This window comes from Singulisphaera chitinilytica (assembly GCF_049331405.1).
GTDB lineage: Bacteria > Planctomycetota > Planctomycetia > Isosphaerales > Isosphaeraceae > PoT.
Map to the genome: position 1 here is coordinate 2,215,663 of NZ_CP186274.1, position 20,887 is coordinate 2,236,549.

16 protein-coding genes, 1 tRNA gene and 1 pseudogene are annotated in these 20,887 nt (G+C 64.6%); 8 read left to right on the forward strand and 10 right to left on the reverse strand.

What is annotated here, in order from left to right:
• Positions 1-6: 6 nt before the first annotated feature.
• The 5 genes from ACOYYX_RS08945 to ACOYYX_RS08965 all read right to left on the reverse strand — a co-directional run bounded on the left by ACOYYX_RS08945 (position 7) and on the right by ACOYYX_RS08965 (position 6,163).
• Positions 7-2,514 carry an ABC transporter permease gene (locus tag ACOYYX_RS08945; RefSeq protein ID WP_422929588.1) on the reverse strand — a complete coding sequence of 836 codons (2,508 nt, stop codon included), beginning with the start codon at positions 2,512-2,514 and terminating at the stop codon, positions 7-9.
• Positions 2,515-2,960: 446 nt separating this feature from the next.
• A complete protein-coding gene (locus ACOYYX_RS08950; protein ID WP_422929589.1) occupies positions 2,961-3,776 on the reverse strand; it encodes an ABC transporter ATP-binding protein in 816 nt (271 codons plus the stop codon).
• 30 nt (positions 3,777-3,806) lie between these two features.
• Positions 3,807-4,244: a hypothetical protein gene (locus ACOYYX_RS08955; protein ID WP_422929590.1), complete on the reverse strand. Its 438-nt coding sequence runs from the start codon at positions 4,242-4,244 to the stop codon at positions 3,807-3,809.
• A 43-nt stretch (positions 4,245-4,287) separates the two neighbouring features.
• Positions 4,288-5,208, reverse strand: a complete 921-nt coding sequence (locus tag ACOYYX_RS08960; RefSeq protein ID WP_422929591.1) for a DUF1559 domain-containing protein — start codon at positions 5,206-5,208, stop codon at positions 4,288-4,290.
• Between the two features lie 766 nt (positions 5,209-5,974).
• Positions 5,975-6,163 (reverse strand): hypothetical protein, encoded by a 189-nt coding sequence (locus ACOYYX_RS08965; protein WP_422929592.1) that lies wholly within the window; start codon positions 6,161-6,163, stop codon positions 5,975-5,977.
• Positions 6,164-6,476: 313 nt separating this feature from the next.
• Here ACOYYX_RS08965 and ACOYYX_RS08970 point away from each other — a divergent pair, with 313 nt between their 5' ends.
• A complete protein-coding gene (locus tag ACOYYX_RS08970) occupies positions 6,477-8,300 on the forward strand; it encodes an AI-2E family transporter (RefSeq protein WP_422929593.1) in 1,824 nt (607 codons plus the stop codon).
• A 98-nt stretch (positions 8,301-8,398) separates the two neighbouring features.
• Here ACOYYX_RS08970 and ACOYYX_RS08975 read toward each other — a convergent pair whose 3' ends face one another.
• Positions 8,399-8,605 carry a hypothetical protein gene (locus tag ACOYYX_RS08975; protein ID WP_422929594.1) on the reverse strand — a complete coding sequence of 69 codons (207 nt, stop codon included), beginning with the start codon at positions 8,603-8,605 and terminating at the stop codon, positions 8,399-8,401.
• A 369-nt stretch (positions 8,606-8,974) separates the two neighbouring features.
• On the opposite strand from ACOYYX_RS08975, the pseudogene ACOYYX_RS08980 reads away from it, so the two are divergent.
• A pseudogene (locus tag ACOYYX_RS08980) lies at positions 8,975-9,130 on the forward strand (IS1595 family transposase); the annotation flags it as partial.
• Positions 9,131-10,113: 983 nt separating this feature from the next.
• Here ACOYYX_RS08980 and ACOYYX_RS08985 read toward each other — a convergent pair.
• Positions 10,114-10,587, reverse strand: coding sequence for a hypothetical protein (locus ACOYYX_RS08985; RefSeq protein ID WP_422929595.1), 474 nt, complete (start codon positions 10,585-10,587; stop codon positions 10,114-10,116).
• Positions 10,588-12,125: 1,538 nt separating this feature from the next.
• Here ACOYYX_RS08985 and ACOYYX_RS08990 point away from each other — a divergent pair.
• From ACOYYX_RS08990 to ACOYYX_RS09000, 3 genes are all read left to right on the forward strand, one after another.
• The gene (locus tag ACOYYX_RS08990) at positions 12,126-12,311 is read left to right on the forward strand and encodes a hypothetical protein (RefSeq protein ID WP_422929596.1); all 186 of its coding nucleotides are present in this window, start codon (positions 12,126-12,128) and stop codon (positions 12,309-12,311) included.
• A 187-nt stretch (positions 12,312-12,498) separates the two neighbouring features.
• Positions 12,499-12,795: a hypothetical protein gene (locus ACOYYX_RS08995; protein ID WP_422929597.1), complete on the forward strand. Its 297-nt coding sequence runs from the start codon at positions 12,499-12,501 to the stop codon at positions 12,793-12,795.
• A gap of 32 nt (positions 12,796-12,827) precedes the next feature.
• Positions 12,828-12,983, forward strand: coding sequence for a hypothetical protein (locus ACOYYX_RS09000; protein ID WP_422929598.1), 156 nt, complete (start codon positions 12,828-12,830; stop codon positions 12,981-12,983).
• Positions 12,984-13,039: 56 nt separating this feature from the next.
• On the opposite strand, the gene ACOYYX_RS09005 is transcribed toward ACOYYX_RS09000, so the two are convergent.
• The 3 genes from ACOYYX_RS09005 to ACOYYX_RS09015 form a co-directional block, all read right to left on the reverse strand.
• The gene (locus ACOYYX_RS09005; protein WP_422929599.1) at positions 13,040-13,252 is read right to left on the reverse strand and encodes a hypothetical protein; all 213 of its coding nucleotides are present in this window, start codon (positions 13,250-13,252) and stop codon (positions 13,040-13,042) included.
• A 294-nt stretch (positions 13,253-13,546) separates the two neighbouring features.
• Positions 13,547-13,620: transfer RNA gene (locus ACOYYX_RS09010), tRNA-Arg, on the reverse strand.
• 160 nt (positions 13,621-13,780) lie between these two features.
• A complete protein-coding gene (locus ACOYYX_RS09015; RefSeq protein ID WP_422929600.1) occupies positions 13,781-14,836 on the reverse strand; it encodes a Gfo/Idh/MocA family protein in 1,056 nt (351 codons plus the stop codon).
• Between the two features lie 547 nt (positions 14,837-15,383).
• Here ACOYYX_RS09015 and ACOYYX_RS09020 point away from each other — a divergent pair.
• The 3 genes from ACOYYX_RS09020 (at position 15,384) to ACOYYX_RS09030 (ending at position 20,729) form a co-directional block, all read left to right on the forward strand.
• Complete coding sequence (locus tag ACOYYX_RS09020; RefSeq protein ID WP_422929601.1) at positions 15,384-16,112, forward strand: ABC transporter ATP-binding protein; 729 nt, start codon at positions 15,384-15,386, stop codon at positions 16,110-16,112.
• 77 nt (positions 16,113-16,189) lie between these two features.
• Positions 16,190-18,955 carry a Gldg family protein gene (locus tag ACOYYX_RS09025; RefSeq protein WP_422929602.1) on the forward strand — a complete coding sequence of 922 codons (2,766 nt, stop codon included), beginning with the start codon at positions 16,190-16,192 and terminating at the stop codon, positions 18,953-18,955.
• 247 nt (positions 18,956-19,202) lie between these two features.
• On the forward strand, positions 19,203-20,729 hold the full coding sequence (locus ACOYYX_RS09030) for a DUF4340 domain-containing protein (protein WP_422929603.1): 1,527 nt from the start codon (positions 19,203-19,205) through the stop codon (positions 20,727-20,729).
• Positions 20,730-20,887: the final 158 nt, after the last annotated feature.

A 20,887-nucleotide genomic window follows, 5' to 3' on the forward strand; every position in this document is an offset into this window, starting at 1 on the left:
CCTGGATCAGGCCGCGGCCCTTCCCGCCTGGAGCAGCTTCAGGGGCTCCGCCCTGCCGGTCCGGTAGGCCGGCCACAGCGAGGCGAGGAAGCAGAGGCCGAGCGTGATCGCGAAGCCGACCGCGAGCTTCGACCAGGGGATGATCAGGGGCGTGTGCTGGCCGCCACGTATGTTGATGTAACGGGTGACTCCCGTCCCGCAGTAGCCGGCCATCGCCCCGAAGCCCAGGCTCAGGACGCAGACGACCACTCCGATCAGGAAGGTCTCCGCCACGATCAGCTTGAAGAGCCCCAGGCGAGTCACGCCGAGCGCCCGCAGCACTCCCATGTCCCAGCGTCGGGCCCGGATCGAGGACAGGACGGTGTTCACCAGGCCGAGCGAGGTGACCAGGAGCGTAATCAGAGGGAGTTCGCTCAGAGCCCAGATAATGTTGTCGGCACGCTGGCGGATCTGGGTCCTGACGCCCTCCGCGGACCGGAGCGTGACCGATGCCGCGGGCATCCTCCGGGGCCCCGGGGGTTGCCGCATGCCCTCCGGTGTCGGCTCCGCCGCCGCCCTATGATCGGAGCCGCTCTTCGCGATGACTTCGAGGTTTGCCTTGATCTGGTCCTCCGAGCGGGCCCCGGACGTGTCCCCCCAGAACATGGAGATCCGGTCGACCTTGAAGTCGGACTTGATCCTCTCGTACGGTGCGAACATCAGCCCCGCCGCCCGGCCCCGGCGAAAGCCGACCTTCGTCATCCAGTGCCATCCGGGCATCGAGACCACGCCGGCGATCTCGTACTCGAGGGGGTGGGCGGGGCCGCCCGGGGGGATCACCCCGAACTTATCCCCGAGGTGCAGGCCCGACTCCCTCGCGAAGTGATCCGGCACGAGGCAGGCCCGGCCGCCCCGCTTGAGGCGGGCGATGGCATCGGCACGAGTCCCTTCGGCGTATCCGAAGTCGAACACGGGATCGTCGCCCCCGAAGGCCGCCTCGGGATCCACCCCGATCATCACGCAGTTGTCCTGGCGGGTGGACGAGGCTCGAACCTTGTAGCCCGTCGGATCCCCCTCGAACTTCGCCTGCTTGACGGCCAGGGGGAGGAACCGCTCGGGGACCAGCCCCGGGACGTGCCGGACCGCGTCGACTTCCGACTCGGGGACGCCGGCCGGGCCCATCGAGACCACGAGATCGGGCGACCAGTCTCCCGGGGTGAAGGGGGCGAGCATGGAATAGCCCCAGGTCTGCATGGCGACGAAGAGGCCCAGGCCGATCGTCATGGCGACGGCGGTGCCGACTGTCCTGCCCATGTTCGACGAGAGCTGCGTGGCGAGGAGCCGACCGTTCAGGCCGAGGCACCTCGCCAGGATCGGGCCCAGGAGCCGCTCGGTGGCCGCGACGACAGATGGGGCCAGCATCACGAAGCCGATCGCCATGGCCGTGCAGCCGACCGCGGCCGAGATCCCGTACCGCGCCGTGTCCGGCATCGGCACGAAGAAGACGACGAGCGGATTGACCGCGATCAGCAGGAGGCCCGCGGCGGCGAGCAGGGCCGAGAGCCGCCGGGAGGCGAGGGCCGGACGGGGGACCATCGCCTCGAGCGGCGCCACGCGGGTCGCCCGCCATGCGGGCAGGATGGAGGCCGCTAGCGATCCCCCCAGTGCGCACGCCCCGGAGAGCAGGACGCTCCAGGTCCCCAGGGTCGCCCCCTCGGAGACGGACTCCGGCCGAATCCTGGCCATCGCGACGATCAGCCCCCGGCCGGCGAGTAGGCCGCCCCCCCAGCCGACCAGGCCCAGCATGACCCCTTCGAGGACGACCATCAGCGCGACCTGGCCCCTCGAAAGGGCCACGGCCCGGAGCATGGCGAATTGCCTGATCCGCTCGTCGACCCCCATGCTCAGGGTCGTGAAGATGATGAACAGCGCGGCCAGCAGCGAGATCCCCATGGCCGAGTAGGCCTGGATGCGTAGAGTCTCGAACGTCGTGCTGTCGTCGACCTCGCTGTCGACGCTCTGCGGCGTCCGGATCTGCATCGAGGGCTCCCGCTTCGCGAGGGGGATGCCCCAACGGGCGAGGAAATCATCGGCCTTGGCCCCGGACCTGAGCACAATACCCGCATAGCTCGGCCGGAGCGGCGCGACCGAGGCCGCCCTGGCGACCTCCTTGGGCACGTAGAGGGCATGACTCGCCGGTCCACCCTGGAGCGCACCCTCACGCGACGGGGGCAGACCGACCATGAACTTGGGCCCGGGCAGCCGCTTGGGCTGCTCGACGATCCCGACGACCTTGATCTTGAGCGGGCCCGCCCCCCTCGCAGCGCCGAACCCGCCCGCACCGGCCGAGACCTCCTCCCCGACCTTGATCCCCAGCTGATCGGCCGAGTCCCTGGTGATCGCGCCCTCCTTGAGCCCCGGGGAGGCGGGGTCGAACCAGCGCCCTTCGAGCACGCGGTGGAGCGGCTCCTTGGAGTCGGTGCCGACGAGGATCGGCGACCGGGCGAGCGTCCTGAGCTGGGACTTGCCCCCCATGATGATCGGGCCGGACGCGGGCGGGGCCCCGGCGTCAGCTGTGGCGGGAGGTCCGGCAAGCCGTCTGCCAGCCCCGATCGGGTCGGCGGCGAGCCCGGCTTCGAAACCCTCGACGGGGTCTCGAAGACGGGGTCGACCAGCGCGACTGCGGGGTCGCGGCGGATCTCCTCGAGCAGTTCGTCCTGGATGCGGGGCACAGGCCGCCCTTCCGCGAAGCTTTGGGCGTCGCGTGCTGGGACCAGGAGCATCTCGTAGCGGCCGACGTATTCCTCGCCGAGGTTGCCGAATTCCCCGACCATGGCGTCATAGCCGCTGACGACCCAGACCACGATGCAGGCCGCCGCGATCGTGGAGAGGCTCGTGAGCAGGACGCGGCCGGGATGCCTGGTCGCCTGTGCCAGGGCCAGCTTGGCGACGATCCGGAGTTCGTCTCGGGTCATGGTCGGTCAGGCCTCCGCCTTGGTCGGTGCATTGACGACATCCTGGTAATGGGCGGCCAGGGATTGGGCATCCTTGAAGTCGGCCGTGCGGAACTCGGAGAGGACATGGCCATCCTTCATGACCACCACGCGCTCGGCCCAGACGGCCACGCTCGGCTCGTGGGTCACGACTGCGATCGTGCGGTTCTGCTCCTCGGAGAGCTCGCGCAGCAGCCTGCAGATATTCTGTCCGGACATGGAGTCGAGGCTGCCGGTCGGCTCGTCGGCGAGGACCAGGGCCGGGTCGGCGATCAGCGCCCGGGCGATGGCCGTACGCTGCTGCTCGCCGCCGCTGAGGGCGTCGGGCCGGTGGCGACGCCTGTGCATGAGACCGAGGCGTTCGAGGAGCGGTCCCAGTTGCTGGGCGGCGAGGTCGCGCCGGCCCTCGGTCAGGAGCGTCAGTGTGATGTTCTCCTCGGCGGTCAAGGTCGGGATCAGGTTGAAGGCCTGGAAGACCAGGCCGATCCTGCGCCGTCGGAAATGCGTGAGCCTGGAATCGGACAGCGTGGCGAGGTCGACCCCGTCGATCTCGACGCGGCCGGCCTCCGGCCGGGTCAGCCCGGCCATCACGTGGAGGAGCGTGCTCTTGCCCGAGCCGCTCGCGCCCATGATGGCGACGAACTCGCCTTGCCCGATCGTCAGGCTGACGTCCTTGATGGCCTCGACCTGGGAATCCCCCTGGCGGAATCGCTTCGTCACCCCCTCGACGCGTACCGGGGTGATGGTCGCCGCTTCGCGTGCGGGCGCCGGGGATAGGGGCGATGTCGACATGGTGCTCGTCATTCTGGTCGTCCCGTTGGTGTCCGTCGGATCTCAACGCCTGGTCTTGAGCTGGAGCGTGGGGATCTCGTTCTCCCCCTCCTTGATCGTTGCCCTGAGGCCCGAGTTCTGCGGATTGCTGTAGCCGCCGCGCAGGCGATCGGGGCCGTCGACTTCCTCGCCGTGGTCCACCGTGATGGCCGGCCAGATGACCGACAGCGAATACTCGCCCGCGGGCGCTCCGTCCTCGGCGAAGAGCGTCGTCGGCCGGAACGTCCCGTCGTCGCCCGAGACCGCGTAAGGGGCGGATGAGCCGCCCGCGGATCTCGACGGATGGAAGGAGATGCGGGCCTTGGCGGCGGGCTTGCCGTCGACGAGGACCTTGCCAGAGACCGGGTAGACCGCCGGCCCGGCCTCATCCGGCCCTCCGCACCCGGGGGCGAGGGCCAGGATCGCGGCGACCATGGCCGTGCGCGAGACATCGGGAATCATCGAGTTCGACCCTCCTCGGGTTGATCGGGTGAGGCCGTTCGGCTCAATAATCGGAAGCAGAGAGGGGCTCGCCGCCGTCCCTGGTGGCCAGGGCGAAGACGATCCGCACCGCCGCCGTCTCCTTGAGGAACCGGACGCTCCCGTCGCAAAAGCCGACGTTGGCACCCCCCGGATGGAACCCATAGATCCCCTGGCCGTTGTTGCAGTTGACGGCGCAGGCCCAGCCGGCGGACTTGCCGTCGGCCGCGTAACCCTGATAGGTGAAGTGGGAATAGGACGCCCAGCAGTCCCACCAGTAGACGTTGGTCAGCCCGGTGACGTTGGGCTGCTTCTTCCACCCTTTCAGATACCAGTCGGGGCGGCCCGCCTGCTCGTGGACGATGGTCGTCTGCGAGGTCCCGTCGGTGATCGCGGCGATCGGTTGATACTGACCCGCCCGCAGCAGGACGGGATTGCCCGCCGCGCCATTGACCTGATACTGCGTGTTGAGCAGGTGGTTCGCCTTGTAGTCGCCTACGGTCCCCCTCGTGCCATACGAGGTCGAACCCAGGGCCAGGGCGACGTCGTGGATGCCCAGCGGCCCGGACGGGCAGGAGAAGACCTGGAGCCCGCAGTGCGAGACCGTCTGGTTGTCGAAGTCGTAGAAGTTCCTGTTGAGGTTGAAGGCGTTGAAGAGGACCTGCTGCTCGAGGAACGGTATCAGGTTGACGCACCAGCCATAGTTCGGCGTCTCGGTGCGGACGGGCGGGAACCCGTTGTAGTTGTTGTGGTGGTTGTGGAATGACAGGAGAATCTGCTTGATGTTGTTTGTGCACTGGGTGCGGCGGGCGGCCTCTCTGGCGGCCTGCACGGCGGGCAGGAGCAGACCGATCAGCACGGCGATGATCGCGATGACGACGAGCAGCTCGATCAGCGTGAAGGCTTTGCGGCGGCCGGCTCCAAATCCGGTAAGTTGGAGAATCATGGAGGGAGGCATCCTTGGTTGGCGGAGTGAACTCGCGGAGCTGGCCGTGCTCCCAAGCAATTCGCGAACCAAGTCGCGTAGCTGACTCAAGTGCCGACTATGGAATCCTTTACAGCCTCCTGGGGCGTTAATAATGTGAAGGATATGGACAGTTCTTAGCCAGATCTGGACACAAGCTGTCCGGCGACGCGATCCTGATGTCTTCGAAGGTCAGCAAGCCTAAAGCCACAAACCAGGCGATCCTCGACGGCGCCGATTATCGGCGAGTCGAGCATCGAAAAGGCGTGGGGCGAGCCAGGACTTCCGGACCTTGCTCATGCATTAATTCAAAGTTAATCGATCTTATACAAGTGGGCGAGTTTGGACGAACAAGACATGAGTCTTCCTCTCGCCTCGCATGGAAAGGCCCCCGAATTAATGGAGAGGGCCGAGGCAGGTTGCAGCAGGATAAATGGTACTCAGGCCTCGCGGTTCAGTCTCTTCCGCGCGAGCAGGAGGTCCACGCCGGCCGCGCAGTCGAAGGCGAACGGCGGCGGTTCGGGAACCGGGGTGAGTTTGGCGAGGAATTTCGCGTCGTTATTCGGGGCTCACAACTGGAAGTAGCCACGATAGCTCGTGGCGAATTGGCAATTGCCGTAACAGCGAGAGGTGGGAGTGAGGGCGAAATCGCTCTCCAAGTCTTGGCCGCTGAAGCAGGGCGCAAAATCTCGAAAAGAACGAATCTGAGGACGCGGGTATGTCTCGGCTGAAACCGATGTGGCTAAGCCTAATCGTCCCGGGGTAGCGAGGTCTTGCCGACTCCCGCGACGCTGACGCTCATCGATGCGATATTCGCGAGCTTGGAATTGACCGTGGTGACGTTGTCGGTGTCGCCCGTGCCCGCGAGCGTGATCAGGGAGTTGCTAAACGGCGTACCGAAGAGGACGCCCGAACTCGACCCTGTACAGACGCACATGACGAGAGCCCTCCTTGAATGCCCGACTCGACTTCGGAGGCGAATCATGGGGACACGTGCTCGCGGACGTAAAGCCAGTGGAATACTGACGTGAAAAAGAAAAAAACCACTCAACACCAGTGCGGAGATCGCTCGAAACTCCACAATCGATCGGGATCCCTGGGCCTCATTGCATTAACCAGGTTTGATAGAATGTTGCCCATGGCCAACCACGCATCAGCGATCACTTGTTGAATTCGGCATGCCGCTTGCGAATGAAGGCGGGGACATCCTACAACTCGGAAAACCCAACCTATCAGCGAGCTCATCACCCATGCCTTCGTCCCGGAAGCTATCGTCTTCCGCCGATCCCTTTCGGCTGACATTCTTGATCTTCGCGATCATCGCCTTCATGTACTTCACCGGCGAGGTACTGAAGCCGCTGGCCCTCTCGGTGCTCCTCTGCTTCGCCCTGACTCCGGCCGTCCGATTGCTGCAACGCATCGGGCTGCCCCGCGCCCTCTCGGTCGTGCTCACGGTCGTCCTCACACTGGGCCTGCTCGGCGGGATCGGCTACGTCGTGGGCAACCAGCTGACCTCGCTCGCGAACCGCCTGCCCAACTACCAGGATAATATCGAGGCCAAGGTCAGGCGGCTCATCAAGCCGGGCCAGCAGACTGCGGCCGACAAGCTCGCCAACCTGGCCGACAAGGTGACCGCCAAGATCGAGAAGCCGCCCGCCGAAGGGTCCGACGAGGCGGTCCCCATCCAGAAGGTCCAGGTGGTCTCCCAACCTTCCTTCCAGGAACGCCTCCGGGCGGCCACCGGCCCGTACCTCGAGGCCCTCGGCGTGGGGAGCTTCGTGCTGATCCTGGTCCTGTTCATGCTCATGGGGCACAAGGACATCAGCGACCGGATTGTCGGCCTCTTCGGCCGGCGTCAGGTGAACCTGACCACGAAGACGATGGAGGAGATCGGCCAGCGGATCAGCCGCTACCTGGCGACCTTCGCGCTGGTCAACTCCGGCTTCGGTTTGGTGATCGGCCTAGGGCTGGCCGCGATCGGGGTACCCTATGCCTTGCTCTGGGGCTGCCTGGCCGCGATGCTCCGGTTCGTGCCCTACGTCGGGCCGGCCATCGCCTTTATCCTGCCGGTGGTCTTCTCGTTCGCCCACTTCCCCGGATGGACCCAGGTGCTCGAGGTGCTGGCCCTCTTCGGCGTCGTCGAGGTCGCGCTCAACAGCTTCCTGGAGCCGATCATCTACGGCAAGACCACGGGAGTCTCGGCGCTTGGCCTTCTCGTCGCGGCGATGTTCTGGACCTGGCTCTGGGGCACGACGGGGCTGCTCCTGTCGACGCCCTTGACCGTCTTCCTGGCCGTCCTCGGCAAATACGTACCGAGTCTCCGCTTCTTCGCGACCTTGCTGGGCGAGGAGGTCGAGCTCGAGCCCCACCTCCGGCTCTACCAGAGGCTCGTGGCTTCGGACCAGCCGGGGGCCGTCGAGGTGGTCGATGCGGCACTCAAGGAGATGTCGCGTGAGGAGCTCTACGACCGGATCCTCATCCCGACCCTGATCCGCGCCGAGTTGGACGCTGCCCGCGACGAGCTTGACGACGAGGGGCAGGAGTTCGTGTGGGACGTGATCGGCGAGATCCTTGACGGATTCGACGAGGCACCCGAGGACGCGACGGCCGCGGCAGACGGGAAGGCCAGGCCGGCCCCGAAGCCCAAGGTCCCCAAGTCGATCGCGGTCGTCGGCCTCGCTGCCCAGGACACCTCAGATTCCCTGGCCCTGAAGATGCTCGGCCAGGTGCTGGAGCCCCTGGGCTGCTCGATGCAGATCATCGAGCCCGCCGACTCTCCCCAGCAGGCCGTCGAGAGCGTCGCCGGGCTAGCCCCGGGGCTGATCGTCGTCTCGCACATCCCCCCGGAAGGCTTGTCGACGGCCCGCGTCCTGGTGAGGCAATTGCGGACCCGGTTCCCGGACACCCCGCTCGTCGTGGGACGCTGGGGCGAGACGGGCGGGGCCGCGTCGGCCGCCGAGCGTCTCGTGAGCCTCGGCGCCACCCGGGTCGATTTTAGCATGGCCGACGCCCGCGAGGGCATCGCCCGGCTGACGAAACCCTCGCGCCGGAAGGCCTCGCGGCGAGGCCGGTGACGCGATCTTCGTGGAGGACTTCCGCCCGCCAAAGGCCTGAACCAATCCCTGGCGAGGTCCGCTCGTCGGACTTCGCCAGGTGTCCAAGGGCACCGGCCTCATCGCCTCGTAGCGGATTCATCGAGGAGCCTCCGGACGGCGGCCGACCAGGCGTCGTCCTCCGTCTGCCCCGAGCCCAACGACGCTGCTGCCGCGTCGCCCGACGGATGGATGGTCCACCGGGCCATCCCGGCCCCGCTCGAGCTATCGCTCCTGGCCTGGGCCGCCGGATACACCATCAGGACGTCCGCCTTATCACTCTGCATGGGATTTGTCCCGTGTCGCGGTCGTGCCTGCGTGGGACGGCCCGCACCCTTGGGCCGACATCTCGGCCCGTCGAGGGAAGACGACGCAGTCTCTGAATACTTAGGTGCGCTCACTTCGGACTCTTAAACCAGGCGAGTGGTAATTTCTCGAGGCTCAATACGATTCCCGGGGTGTTGGGGCGTTCGGCATACGGATCCGCTAGGATCGAGGGCCTCGGGCATCTTTGATCGCTGCTGCCGCGAATGGACCTGCGAGGCCCCATCATGGTGAATATCCAGGACCTCTTCAACGACGCCAAGTGCTTCCAAACCGTCCGCGATATGCGGTGACCCGATGGCGTCGCCTGCCCCTCCTGCGAATCGGCCTCGGTCGTCAGGAATGGCCGCGACGAAACCAAGCCCGAGCGTCGGCTCGATGAGTGCCGCGGCTCCCGCAAGCGGTTCGACGACCTCACCGGCACCGTCTTCGCGGGCCATCACCGGCCGTTGCGGGCCTGGATCGCCTGCTTACAACTCAGGGGCTGAACCTCCCGGGATTGCAGGTCGCCCGCGAGCTCGGCATCGGCAATTCCGACGCCCGGGATGATGATCACGACCCTCCGCCAGGGAATCCGCCGCCCGTGCTTCGGGCCACTGAGAACATAGGGAGATCGGGGGCGCTAACAATATGTCCGCCAACTCGTTCGGGCGCAAGGACATCGACGACCGCCTGTGGAAGGCCAAGCAGTTCTGGTGGGATCGCTCGCAGGCACAGCAGCCCCTCGACACGAATGTTCTACCGGGCAAGGCCCCGCTGCAAGGCGCTGTCCGCTGCCCGGTAGCCAGTCGGCCGCGACCGTCGACTCATGCTGGTAGACGGCGGGAAGTGCTGAAAATCTAGCGGGCCGACACCAAGGGGTCATCGACCCCGAGGTCCGGGCTGGCGATCAACGGGGCAGGCTGACGTCGCAGCAAGCCCGCCCACCGGCACACCAAGCATTTGTATCGCCTGGAGTCGACGAATCGCCCGATGAATCGATCGAACCTGTTGCGGGGCTCGCGCTTGAGCGACAGCGAATTGTGGCAGCGCGGACAGCAGTGGTCCCGAGAGAGGAGGGATCTGGTCAAGGAGAGAACGCTAGATACCGAGACCAGGAGGGCAGCCATCAAGGCCGCGTAGACGAGGTAGATAATCATAGGTTGAGGCCTCCATAGCCGAATACTCGGGACGTCCTGTAACCCGGAGGTGGGGAGACCCCCGACGGGTAGGAAAGGCAGAGGCAGCGCCGTCCTTAACTCCTGGACTTTAGTAACCGTGACACGTCTTTGAAAGCCAAATCTTCTAACGCCAGGGGGATTCCTCTGGAAATGCCGTGGGCCGAAGGCACTCCATGCGTGGCAAGGGCCTCGCCACACTCCGACTCCCGGCCGCGGGAGGCCGCCCCGGAGGGGATGACGCGTCCCTATCCCTTCACAAGGCGGCCTATTCTTTAGCGACCGTCCCCGAACACAGCAGTACCGACGGCGGGTCAGGGCTTCAGCCCAGGGATCTTCTCCATCACCTTCGTCATGGTCCCCAGCTTCTCGTTCATCTCGGTCATCAGGGCGTTGCTGCGAGCGACGTTCTTGTTCATCTCGGTCATCAGCTCGATCGTCGCCTTCATGTTCTTGTTCGTGTCGTCCATCTTCTCATTGGATGAAACCACTTTCTCGATCATGCTCGTCATGTTCCGGTTTGACTCGTCGATCTTGGCGTTGGACTCGACGACCTTGGAGATGCTGATCGCCACCTGACGGCTCGATTCGACGATCAGCCGATTCGACTCGACCATCAAGGCCCGCGTGTCCGTCATCTGCTGATTCATGACGGACATCTGGCCGTTCGTGCCGGAAAGCAGCGAATTCGCCTTATCGAGTTCGGCGATGGTCGTGTCGACGCGTTTCAAGATGCTGCACCCCGTCAGGTGGAGGCAGGCGAGCGCAAGGATGATGAGGCGGCCCATCCCACATTCCTTTTCATGGAGCAATGATTCCGGTGGCTCTCCCGAAGATCGTCGCCCGGAGCCGATTGCCATCGGCCAATCCGCGGAATTGCGCCCAAGGAACGCGGAGATGTATCGATTGGGTCGGAGGAGCCTGGAGATCAGTTGCGCCGGACATTAGGCCAGGGCGTGGATCGCCCGAACCTGATGCTCTTGTCGAGGTCGAGCCAGGACTCCAACTCCGAGTCCGACGATACGACGAAGAGGCCGACGTCCAGGCACGGGAACCGATCTCAGATCGAGGCCTTGAGCCGATCGACAGTCGCGGTGAACATTCCGGCGGGTCGCCCGAGTCGGGTCGCTTGACGACGAACTGCCAGCCACCGAACGAAGGCCCGATCGAGGCGATGTTGACCGCATCGCCCTAATCCACGACCCAGGCGGCGAGGAAGCCGATGAGCCGGGGATATCGTGATCGTCAAATCTGGTCATCGAGCCATCTCGGCGAATACGTTTCACGCTCGCCACTCGGCTTATAGGACTGCCCTGAGCCTACCACCCCATCTCCCTGACGCGAGCTAAGCAGCCTTAAGGCGCGGGCTAAGGGGCTGTGCTGAGGATGTCTTCCAGCTCGTGCCAACTGACCTCGATGAACCACGGACTGCCCGAACCGATTTCCAATTGGATGGTCGACGGGATAGCCCATATTTGACACGGCTTATTTTGGTCAGTGCGCCCCAGATTTCCTGGGGCGGGCCCGTAAAGCTGGCCTCGATTTGGATCTATCCTGGCTCTGAGATCTCGCAGCGGCAACACGATCGCTTCTTGCGGCCTGCTCGCTCTTGGATCATCCCTAATGCTAAGGTGAACATTTTCTCCTATAATGTCGACATCCAGATAGCGATCTACCCATTTCTTGCCGTTCCTGCCCCCGGATTTGCCTGTAAGCCTCGGCATTGGAATCTTGCTCAAGGATTCGGTGGTCGTGTCAGAACAAAATGATTCTGGCAATGATCACCTGTCCATAGCGTCGTTGTAAATGCCAAGTTTCTCATGGCACCCCGGCAGCAAAGCACTTCCATCCTTCAAGCAGTCAGTAGGCGTGAGCGTGACCGCTTTGCGGATTGCGCGTCTTCTCCTCGGCCGCATCGGCAGTCCAAAGATTTCGGGATGTTTCCTCGTTGACCTTGCCGAGGAAGCACATGCACGTTGCCACTGCAGTGTCCAGGAATACCCTATCGCTCGAATTTCTTGCGGAAAGGGCCCCTCCATTGGTCGTGCGAATCTACTCGGCTCCCGTCGGCAGCCTGCACCTGACACTGCCGAAGTGCCATCGGTTGATCGCGATAGTGGAGGCTCCAGAGGGCTCCCGCGCCGAGCACACAAAGACGATCGGCAGCATGCACTATGTGCCATTGCCGGAAGACAAAAGTCAGCTCCTGGCCTTGAGGCCCAAGCAGATCCAGTAAGCTGCCCGCAGCAAGTCGCAGGGATTCAAGCTCGCCTGACCCACACCTCACCGTTCCTCCCCCTCAACTGACCGATTCATGGGGGCGAGGATGGCCTTTTTCACACCCAGGTTCGAGCGCAAGAGCACGACGGTGCCGGGACCGAAGGACGTGCCGCTGACCTGCGAGATCATCCGCGGTACGACGCGGCGATGGAGGCGGTCCTACGAGGCGAGGGAGGAGCCGGGGAGGTGGTCGGTGCATCGCATCGGGCCGCGAGTGATCGCGACCATGTGATCGACGGGCTGAGTGGGCTCCGGCTGCCGATCAGGGCCGCGTCCGTCGAGGAGCTTTGCGAAAGCCCGACGGATGATGAGTGGTTCAGCTAAAATCACTGGACAGGCTTGCCAGCAGGGTCGAACGGCCGTAGGTTGAGCTTAGGACTCTTGCAACATCCAATTGAATGACGATGGGACGGAATGGCATGCCATTGCTGGAATGGGCGAGGTCGCGATTGAGGAGGGACGGGCTGCTCATCTGCACGGCGGCTGCGGTCCTGGCGATCGGCCTGGGCGTGTGGATGCGGAAGCCTAGAGCACCGGAGTCCAACCGCATCGCCGACGCCCTGGGCCTCCCCAGCGAGGCGAAGGACATCAAGCTACTGGGCAACGACTGGTACTCGTTCTCGCTCGAGGTCGGCGGGAAGAGACGCCAGTTCCTGCGTCACAACGTCGTCGGGCTCGCCTCGTCGGCCGAGTCCATCGTGGAGTTGGCGCCCTAAGCACCTGAACTCGGTTTCCCCATGATTCCGTTATGATCCGCATATACCTCGAAGACCGCATCCGCGAGGGGCTCAACACGCTGCGACGCAAGTCGTTGCCACCCAAGGTCCGCGGCCGCATCGAGATGCTCACGCTCGCCGACGCCGGGTGGTCGGCACCCAGGATCGCCGCCCACCTCGGCCGCTAGGGCCAGGCCGTCCGCGACCTGCTCAAGGACTTCCTCGATCGGGGGACCGCCGCGCTCTACCCGCGCCGCACCGGCCCCGCGCCCGACGCCGCCAGTCGCGAGCGCGTGGCCGCGGAGTTGAAGGGATTCATGGCCGAGGACCGGACCTGGTCCAGCCGCCAGCTCGCCGAGGCCCTCGCCGAGCGATGAAGGCCCGGTATCGCCGCACCGCCTCCACGCTCGGGAACAATGCAGAACCCGACCTCGTCACGCTCCCCGATGGGCGGCATGGTGTAGACCTCCGTGGCCCTGCCTTTGGCACCAGGCTCGCTGATGTTGGCGTACCAGCGACGATGGGTCGATTTTCAGCGAGTTTTCGCTACGCTCGAAATTTATGGACGCTTGTACAGAAATAACCCAAACCTCACAACTGTACCTGTAGCATCTATATCGATGCCAGTCGGCCGGTTTTGAACGCCGGATAGAACGTAATAGAAGAGCGTCTACGGCGACGCCTAGGGAAGGAGCCGGATTCGGCCGGCGCAACAAAAAACCCTTGGCATCCCAAGGGTTTCCGTCTTCAGTACACCCGAGAGGATTCGAACCTCTAACCTTCGGTTCCGTAGACCGATGCTCTATCCAATTGAGCTACGGGTGCAAGTGGCTTGGGTCAACCCCACGGACGATATCCTAACGAGGGCAGGGGGGCTGAGAAAACCCCAAAGTCTCCAATTTTTAAGAACTCGTGCCACAGCCCTGTTTTACACTGGTCCAAGTTGCGAGATGCAGGCCGGGCCTTTGTATCTATACCCACCACCTCAGCCATGGCTCGAACCGGGGAAGATGGGGACCACGATGGTGCGCCGTTCATCGGCAGACTCGTAGGCGGCCCAGACGATGTCCATGGTCTTGAGCGTGTCGAGGGCCGAGGTCTCGTGCGGGGTGCCCGCGATCAGGCCCGAGATGAAGTGATGTTGGGTCGCCGCGTATGCGGAGAGGTAAACCTGATCCGCCGGGGGAAGGTCGACCGGGGCAGAGGATCGCTCTCCCTGAAGACCATGCCATTCCAGGGAGCCGTCGGCCAGGACTCGCAGAGAGCCGAGCGTCCCCTCGACGACCGTCTCGTTCAGAGCCCACTCGGGGCGAGCGGTCTCGGCAGGGGCGCACCAGTTCATGTCAAGGAGCCCGACGGCGCCGCTGGCGAAGTCGAGGTCGAGGGTGGCCATGTCCTCTCCGATGTGGTCGGAGCCGAAACGACGGGTCGTCGCCGTGACCGCGACGACCTCGCCTAGGAGGAAACGGGCCGTGTCGATGAGGTGACAACCCATCTCGAAGAGGATCAGGCGGGGCATCTGGGCAAAATAGGGCTGATCCGAAAAACCGTCGGCACGAAGGGCCAGGGTGTCGCGATGGGCGAGGCGGAGCCGCAAGGGACGCCCGATCAAGCCCGTGGCGATCTGAGCGAGCATGGCACGATACCAGGGGCGGAAACGCCAGTTCTCGTGAATCATCAGCCGGATGCCGGCTACATCACTGGCCGCGATCATCGCGAGCAGCGATTCCCGATCGATCGCGGCGGGTTTCTGGCAGAGGACGTGGGCCTTGTGCGCGGCTGCGAGGTCCACGAGGGCGGGGTGGGAGTCGGGACGCGTGCAGATCTCGACGAAGTCGAGCATTTCGGCGCGGAACATCGCCCCGGCGTCGGCGTAGAGGCGGGCCTCGGGGGCCTGCTCGGCGGCCTTCTGGAGCCGGATCGGGTCGAGGTCGCAGAGGGCGACCAGGGTGGCGTCGGGGACCGATTTCCAGGCCGCGATGTGGTGCTGGGAGACGAATCCGCAGCCAATCAGGCCACCGCGTAGCTTCGATGAGTGCATCGGTCGATCCTATGCTCCCATGTGCTCGACAAGCAGGGTCGTTGCCATGAAGACGAGGTTGCGCGTAATCTCGGAGAATGGGACGAACGGAACCGCCTCGACGGCCTCGACGTCGCCACGATGTGGACCGTCTCGAGGGTACGCGAGAGGGCGTGCGCGAACCACCCCGGGGTTCCCTGCGTAGCACGAATCGGAGCCTCAGCCCGAAGTTGTGGCGGCTGAGGTTTCGCCCGGCGTTCTGAAGAAGGTGCGGAGAGCCCGGCGGGTTCGCTGGGAAGGGTCGCGCTGCATGATCGGTGGGCGAATCGTCTTGCACGGAAGGGTAGATCGCGATCCGAATGGCTTCAGGGAGGCAGGCCGTGCCGGTTGCGTCGCGCCTGGGGGGTCGGCATAATGTGCCCAATTGACGCTCCGCGGTCGACGCAGTTGAGGCGGCGGAGCGGTGATCTTCGGCTCGGTCCTGGTCGGGCGGCGGGTCCAAGCGGCTCGAACGCGTTCGAACACCCATGGCACTCGCCCGAGTGGTCTTTTGAGGATAAAGGTGGGTATGTCCACTCCGCTGATGATCGAAGCTCAAGGGCTTTCCAAACAATACGGGACGTTCCTCGCAGTCCGGGATGTCTCCTTCTCCATTCCTAAAGGACAGGTGGTCGCCTTCCTCGGCCCCAACGGCGCGGGGAAGACCACGACGATGCGGCTGCTGACCGGGTTCGTGGCGCCTACACGAGGCACCTCTCGAATCGCCGGCATCAACGTGCAGGATGATCGCATCGAGGCGGCCAGGCACCTCGGATACCTCCCCGAGAACGGCCCGCTCTACCCGGACATGACCCCGCACAGCCTGCTCGTCTTCTTCGGCGAGGCACGGGGGCTCTCCGGCAGTTACCTCCGGCAGCGGATCGAGGCGGTCCTGAGCCAGTGCTCGCTCGAGTCGGTCGCTTACAAGCCGGTCGGCAAGCTCTCGAAGGGGTATCGGCAGCGCGTGTCGATGTCGCAGGCGCTCCTGCATGATCCCGAAGTCCTGATCATGGACGAGCCGACGAGCGGCCTCGACCCGAACCAGATCCGGGGGGTCCGCAAGCTGATCCGAGAGCTGGGTCAGTCGAAGACCGTGCTGGTCTCGACGCACATCCTCCAGGAAGTCGAGCCGGTCGCCGACCGCGTGCTCTTCATCCACGACGGCAAGATCGTGTTCGATGGCGAGCCGGGCGGCCTCCGCAAGGAAGGTCAGACCCTCGAAGAGCAGTTCCACCGTCTCACGGCGCAGCCGGTCTGAGTCTGGCCCCGTGCCCCGGCCGATGTCGACGCCGATAGGACCTCCCCTCGAAACATTCCGGATTCAGGACTGATACGGTGACCACCGCTAAAGAGAAACCCACCAGCCCCGCCCCCGCCAGCCGGAGCACCAAGGCCGGCGGAGGCTTGCCGTTCCGCCCCGAGGTGGTCAAGGCCATCGCCAAGCGGAACCTCTCGAGCTATTTCAGCAACCCGGCCGGATACGTCTTCATCACCCTGTTCGTCTTCGTCAGCGCGTGGGTCGCGTTCTGGCAGCCCATCTTCTTCGCCAACAACCTGGCCAACCTTGCGCCGCTGAACGACTGGATGCCGTACCTGCTGCTCTTCTTCATCCCGGCCATCACGATGAGCACCTGGGCCGAGGAACGCAGGCTTGGGACCGATGAGCTGCTCTTCACCCTGCCGGCGCATGACGTCGACGTCGTGCTGGGCAAGTTCCTCGCGGCCGTCGGTATTTACACGGTTGCGCTGCTCTTCTCGCTGACCCAGGTCTTCATCCTGCGGTGGCTCGGCCAACCGGATTTCGGGATCATCGCCTCGACCTATCTCGGCTACTGGCTGATGGGCGTCATGCTCATCGCGCTGGGGATGGTCGCCTCGCTGCTGTCGTCGAACGTGACGGTGGCCTTCATCCTCGGTGCGGTCTTCGGAGCCATCCCCGTGTTCCTGGGGATCGTCGGCTCGCCGTTCGGGGGCTCGTTCAAGCGGTCTCTCGAGGATCTCGCGGTCCCGGCCCAGTTCCAGGACTTCGGCACGGGGGTCGTCCCGATCGCCGGGGTCTTCTACTTCCTCTCGCTGGCCGCCTGCTTCCTCTACGTGAACATGGTCCTGCTGGGCCGGCGCAACTGGAAGGGGGGCGAGCAGAGCCAGAGCCGCTGGGTCCACTCGATCGTGCGGATCGCAGCGGTCATCGTCGCCTTGGCGAGCCTCAACGCCCTCGTCGGACGCGTCGGCCTGCGGGCGGACACCAGCGTCGAACGCCTGCACACGCTCTCGGCCGAGACGATCGCGACAATCAACCAGATCCCCAAGGATCGACCCGTCTTCATTCAGGCTTATGTCAGCCCCGAGGTCCCTCGCGAGTTCGTGGCGACCAAGGCGGATCTCGTCGGCCTGCTCAAGGAGTATGCCGCGAAGGGCGGGGACCGCATCCGGCTCAACCTCGTCGAGGCCGAGCTCTACTCCGACGAGGCCCGCAAGGCCGAGAAGCAGTTCGGCATCGAGCCGCGTCGGGTCATGACGGCCGACGACGCCCGCCAGACCTCGGCCGAGTTCTACCTCGGCGTGGCCTTCAACTCGGGGCTTGAAGAGGTCGTGATCCCGTTCTTCGACCGCGGCTTGCCGGTCGAGTACGAGCTGACCCGGTCGATCCGCGTCGTCTCCCGGACCGCGCGCAAGAAGGTCGGGATCCTGAACACCGACGCCAAGCTGATGGGGAATTTCGACTTCCGCTCGATGGGGCAGAGCCCCGAGTGGTCGATCGTCTCGGAGCTGAAGAAGCAGTACGAGGTCAGTTCGGTCTCGCCCGACACGCCGATCCCGTCGGACCTCGACGCCCTGCTCGTGGCGCAGCCGTCCTCGCTGACGCAGAAACAAATCGATACCCTCACCGACTACGCCCGCAAGGGTGGGCCCGTGCTGCTCTTCCTGGATCCGTTCCCGTTCGAGAACCCGCAGATCGCCCCCGAGGTCCCTCGGATGCCGCCCGGCGGCCCGTTTGGCGGCGGTCAGCCTCCCGAGCCGAAGGGGGACCTCCGGCCCTTGCTGGAGCTCCTTGGGATCGACTGGCCGGCGAGCGACATCGTCTGGAACCCGTATAACCCGCACCCGAATCTCGCCGACCTGCCGCCGGAAGTCGTGTTCGTGGGCAAGGGGAGCGGCGCCGAGAATCCGTTCAACCCGGATCAGAACATCAGCGCCGGGCTTCAGGAAGTCGTGCTGATCTTCCCTGGCCTGCTGCGACAGCGGGGGGGGGCGGGGCTCGACTTCACACCGTTGCTCCGCACGAATGACTCGGGCGGCACGCTCGCGTTCAGTGAGGTGTCCCAGCAAAGCTTCATGGGCCCGTCGGGCCTGAACCCGAACCGACGCCATTTCCCCTCGGGTACGGCGTACACCCTGGCCGCCCGCATCCAGGGGCGTCCCGCGGCCGAGAAGGCCAAGGACGATGCTGCCAAGAAGGATGAAGCCGCCAAGAAGGACGAGGCGAAGCCGGCCGAGATCAACGCGATCGCCATCGCCGACCTCGACATCATCTCCGAGCAGTTCTTCATGCTGCGTCGGCAGAAGGCCGAGAACCTCGAGCTCGATAACGTCACGTTCGTCCTGAACTGCGTCGACATCCTGGCGGGCGACGACGCCTTCGTCGCGCTCCGCAAGCGAAGGCCGGAACACCGCACTCTGACCAAGCTCGAGAGCACCAACAAGGAGTTCATCGAGAAGCGTCAGGATGAGACGAAGAAGGCGGAAGAGGACGCCCGCAAGCAGCTCGACGAGCTCCAGAAGCGGCTCGACAAGGAGGTCGAGGAAGTCCGGGCCAGCAAGGACCTGGACGAGCGGACGAAGGAGATCCGGATGCTCCAGCTCCAGGAGCGGGCGACCCGGAGGCTCGAGGTCGACAAGGCGAACATCGAGGACCAGAAGCGCAAGAAGATCCTCGACATCAAGGCCGACGCCGAGCAGGAGATCCGGCGCACGCAGAACAGCGTCCGCGCGGTGGCCATCATCTTGCCCCCGCTGCCCCCGTTGATCCTCGGCCTCTTCGTGTTCGGCACCCGGCTCCGTCGCGAGAACCAGGGGGCGAACCCGAATCGCCTCGCCTGATGGAGCGATCCCCTGTCGGCACGAGATCCGAGGGAGCGGGAGGCAGGGGAGAGGATCGCCGGCCTCCCGATTCCTGCTCGATCCGCGGTCGAGCAGGGGATCCAACTCGTCCGCGAGATGTCGTCAACGTCGATGCGTCGGGCTTTCTCCATGAAGCGAAGATAGAGCAAGCGATTCGCCCGGGTTCCTCCTCGATCAGGAGGAATCTTGCATCCGAAGCGGGCGGTCGCTTTTCGAGGAATCATCCATGAAAGAAACTACGAAGACATTTGTATTCGTCACGGTGGCCATATTGCTGACGGGGGCGGCCTTCTTCCGGATCCCGGACCGGTCGAGGCAGGACATCGCCTTCAACGACCAGGGGCAGCCGTTCTTCCCCGACTTCAAGGATCCGTTCGCCTGCACCGACCTCCAGGTCGTCGATTACGACGAGTCGACCGCGAAGATCTCGGAGTTCCAGGTCAAGTTCAAGGATGGCAAGTGGGTCATCCCGTCGCACTATGACTACCCGGCCGACGCCAAGGACCGCCTGGCGAAGACGGCCTCGGGCGTCATGGACCTGCTCAAGGACACGGTTCGCTCGGACAATGTCGAAGACCAGGAAAAGATGGGAGTGGGCGACCCCCTGGATACCAAGTCGACCGGCCTGAAAGGCCGGGGCAAGCGGATCACCCTGCGAGACGCGTCCGAGAAGATCCTCGCCGATTTCATCATCGGCAAGGAGATCCGCGATGACAAAACCGGCCAGCGCTACGTGCGAGTCCCCGGGCAGAAGCGGGTGTACGGCGTGAACCTGAAGGTCGACCTCTCGACCAAGTTCGCCGACTGGATCGAGACGAATCTGCTCAAGGTCGAAGCGGGCAAGATCCGCAAGGTGACCTTCGACGGGCACAAGGTGAACCCCGAGGAAGGGACGATCACCCCCGGCGAGTTGCTCACGATCGAGCGAAAAGACTCGGCCGGCCCTTGGAGCATGGAAGGGCTCCCCGAGGACAAGGAGCTGAACACCGAGAAGCTCAACGCCCTCACGTCGGCCCTGGGCGACCTGAAGATTGCGGGCGTCCGCCCCAAGCCCGAAGGCCTCACCAAAGAATTGAAGGTCCTCGAAGGGGGAGACGTCAAGCCGACGACTCGCGCGGCGCTCAACTCGCTCGTGAGCCGCGGGTTCTATCCGACGAAGAAGGGGCTGATGTCGAACCAGGGTGATGTGCTCGTCACCACCGAGGAAGGGGTCGTCTACACGCTCCGATTCGGCGAGATCGTGGTCGCCAGCGGCCTGGAATTGTCGGCAGGTGAAGACCCCGAGGAGGCCGGCAAGAAGGCCGCCGATCCGGAGAAGTCGAAGAAGACCGCCGCGGGCGCTCCCGAGAGCCGCTACCTGTTCGTCACCGCCTCGTTCGACCCGAGCGTCATCCCGCCTCCGAAGGGGCCCGAGTCTTCGGATCCCCCCAAGTTCCCCTCGGATCCGTTCCAGAAGGCGCCGGATGATCCCAAGCGGATCGCCGAGGAGAAGGAGATCAAGGACAAGTCCGACAAGGCGAAGGCCGAGTACGACAAGAAGATCGCCGATGGCGAGAAGCGCGTGAAGGATCTGAACGACCGCTTCGCCGCCTGGTACTACGTCACGCCGGGCGAGAGCTTCAAGTCGATCTCCCTCGACCGTAAGGGGCTCGTCCAGGCGAAGGGTGAGAAGCCGGCCGGCAACCCGGGGATGCCCGCGGGATTGCCCCCGGGCTTCCCTCAGTCGGGCCTGCCCGGCTTCCCGGGGCAGTGATCAAGAGTCAGTCTGAGGCCAACGCCCCAGGCTTGATGTCTCCAATTCGCCGGGGTCGATCACCGATCGACCCCGGTTCGTTTTCGAATCTTGGTTCTGGAGGATTCGGGGTACGCTGAGGTCTCCGAGCGAACTCAAGAGGCTTCTTCGCTGTCTGA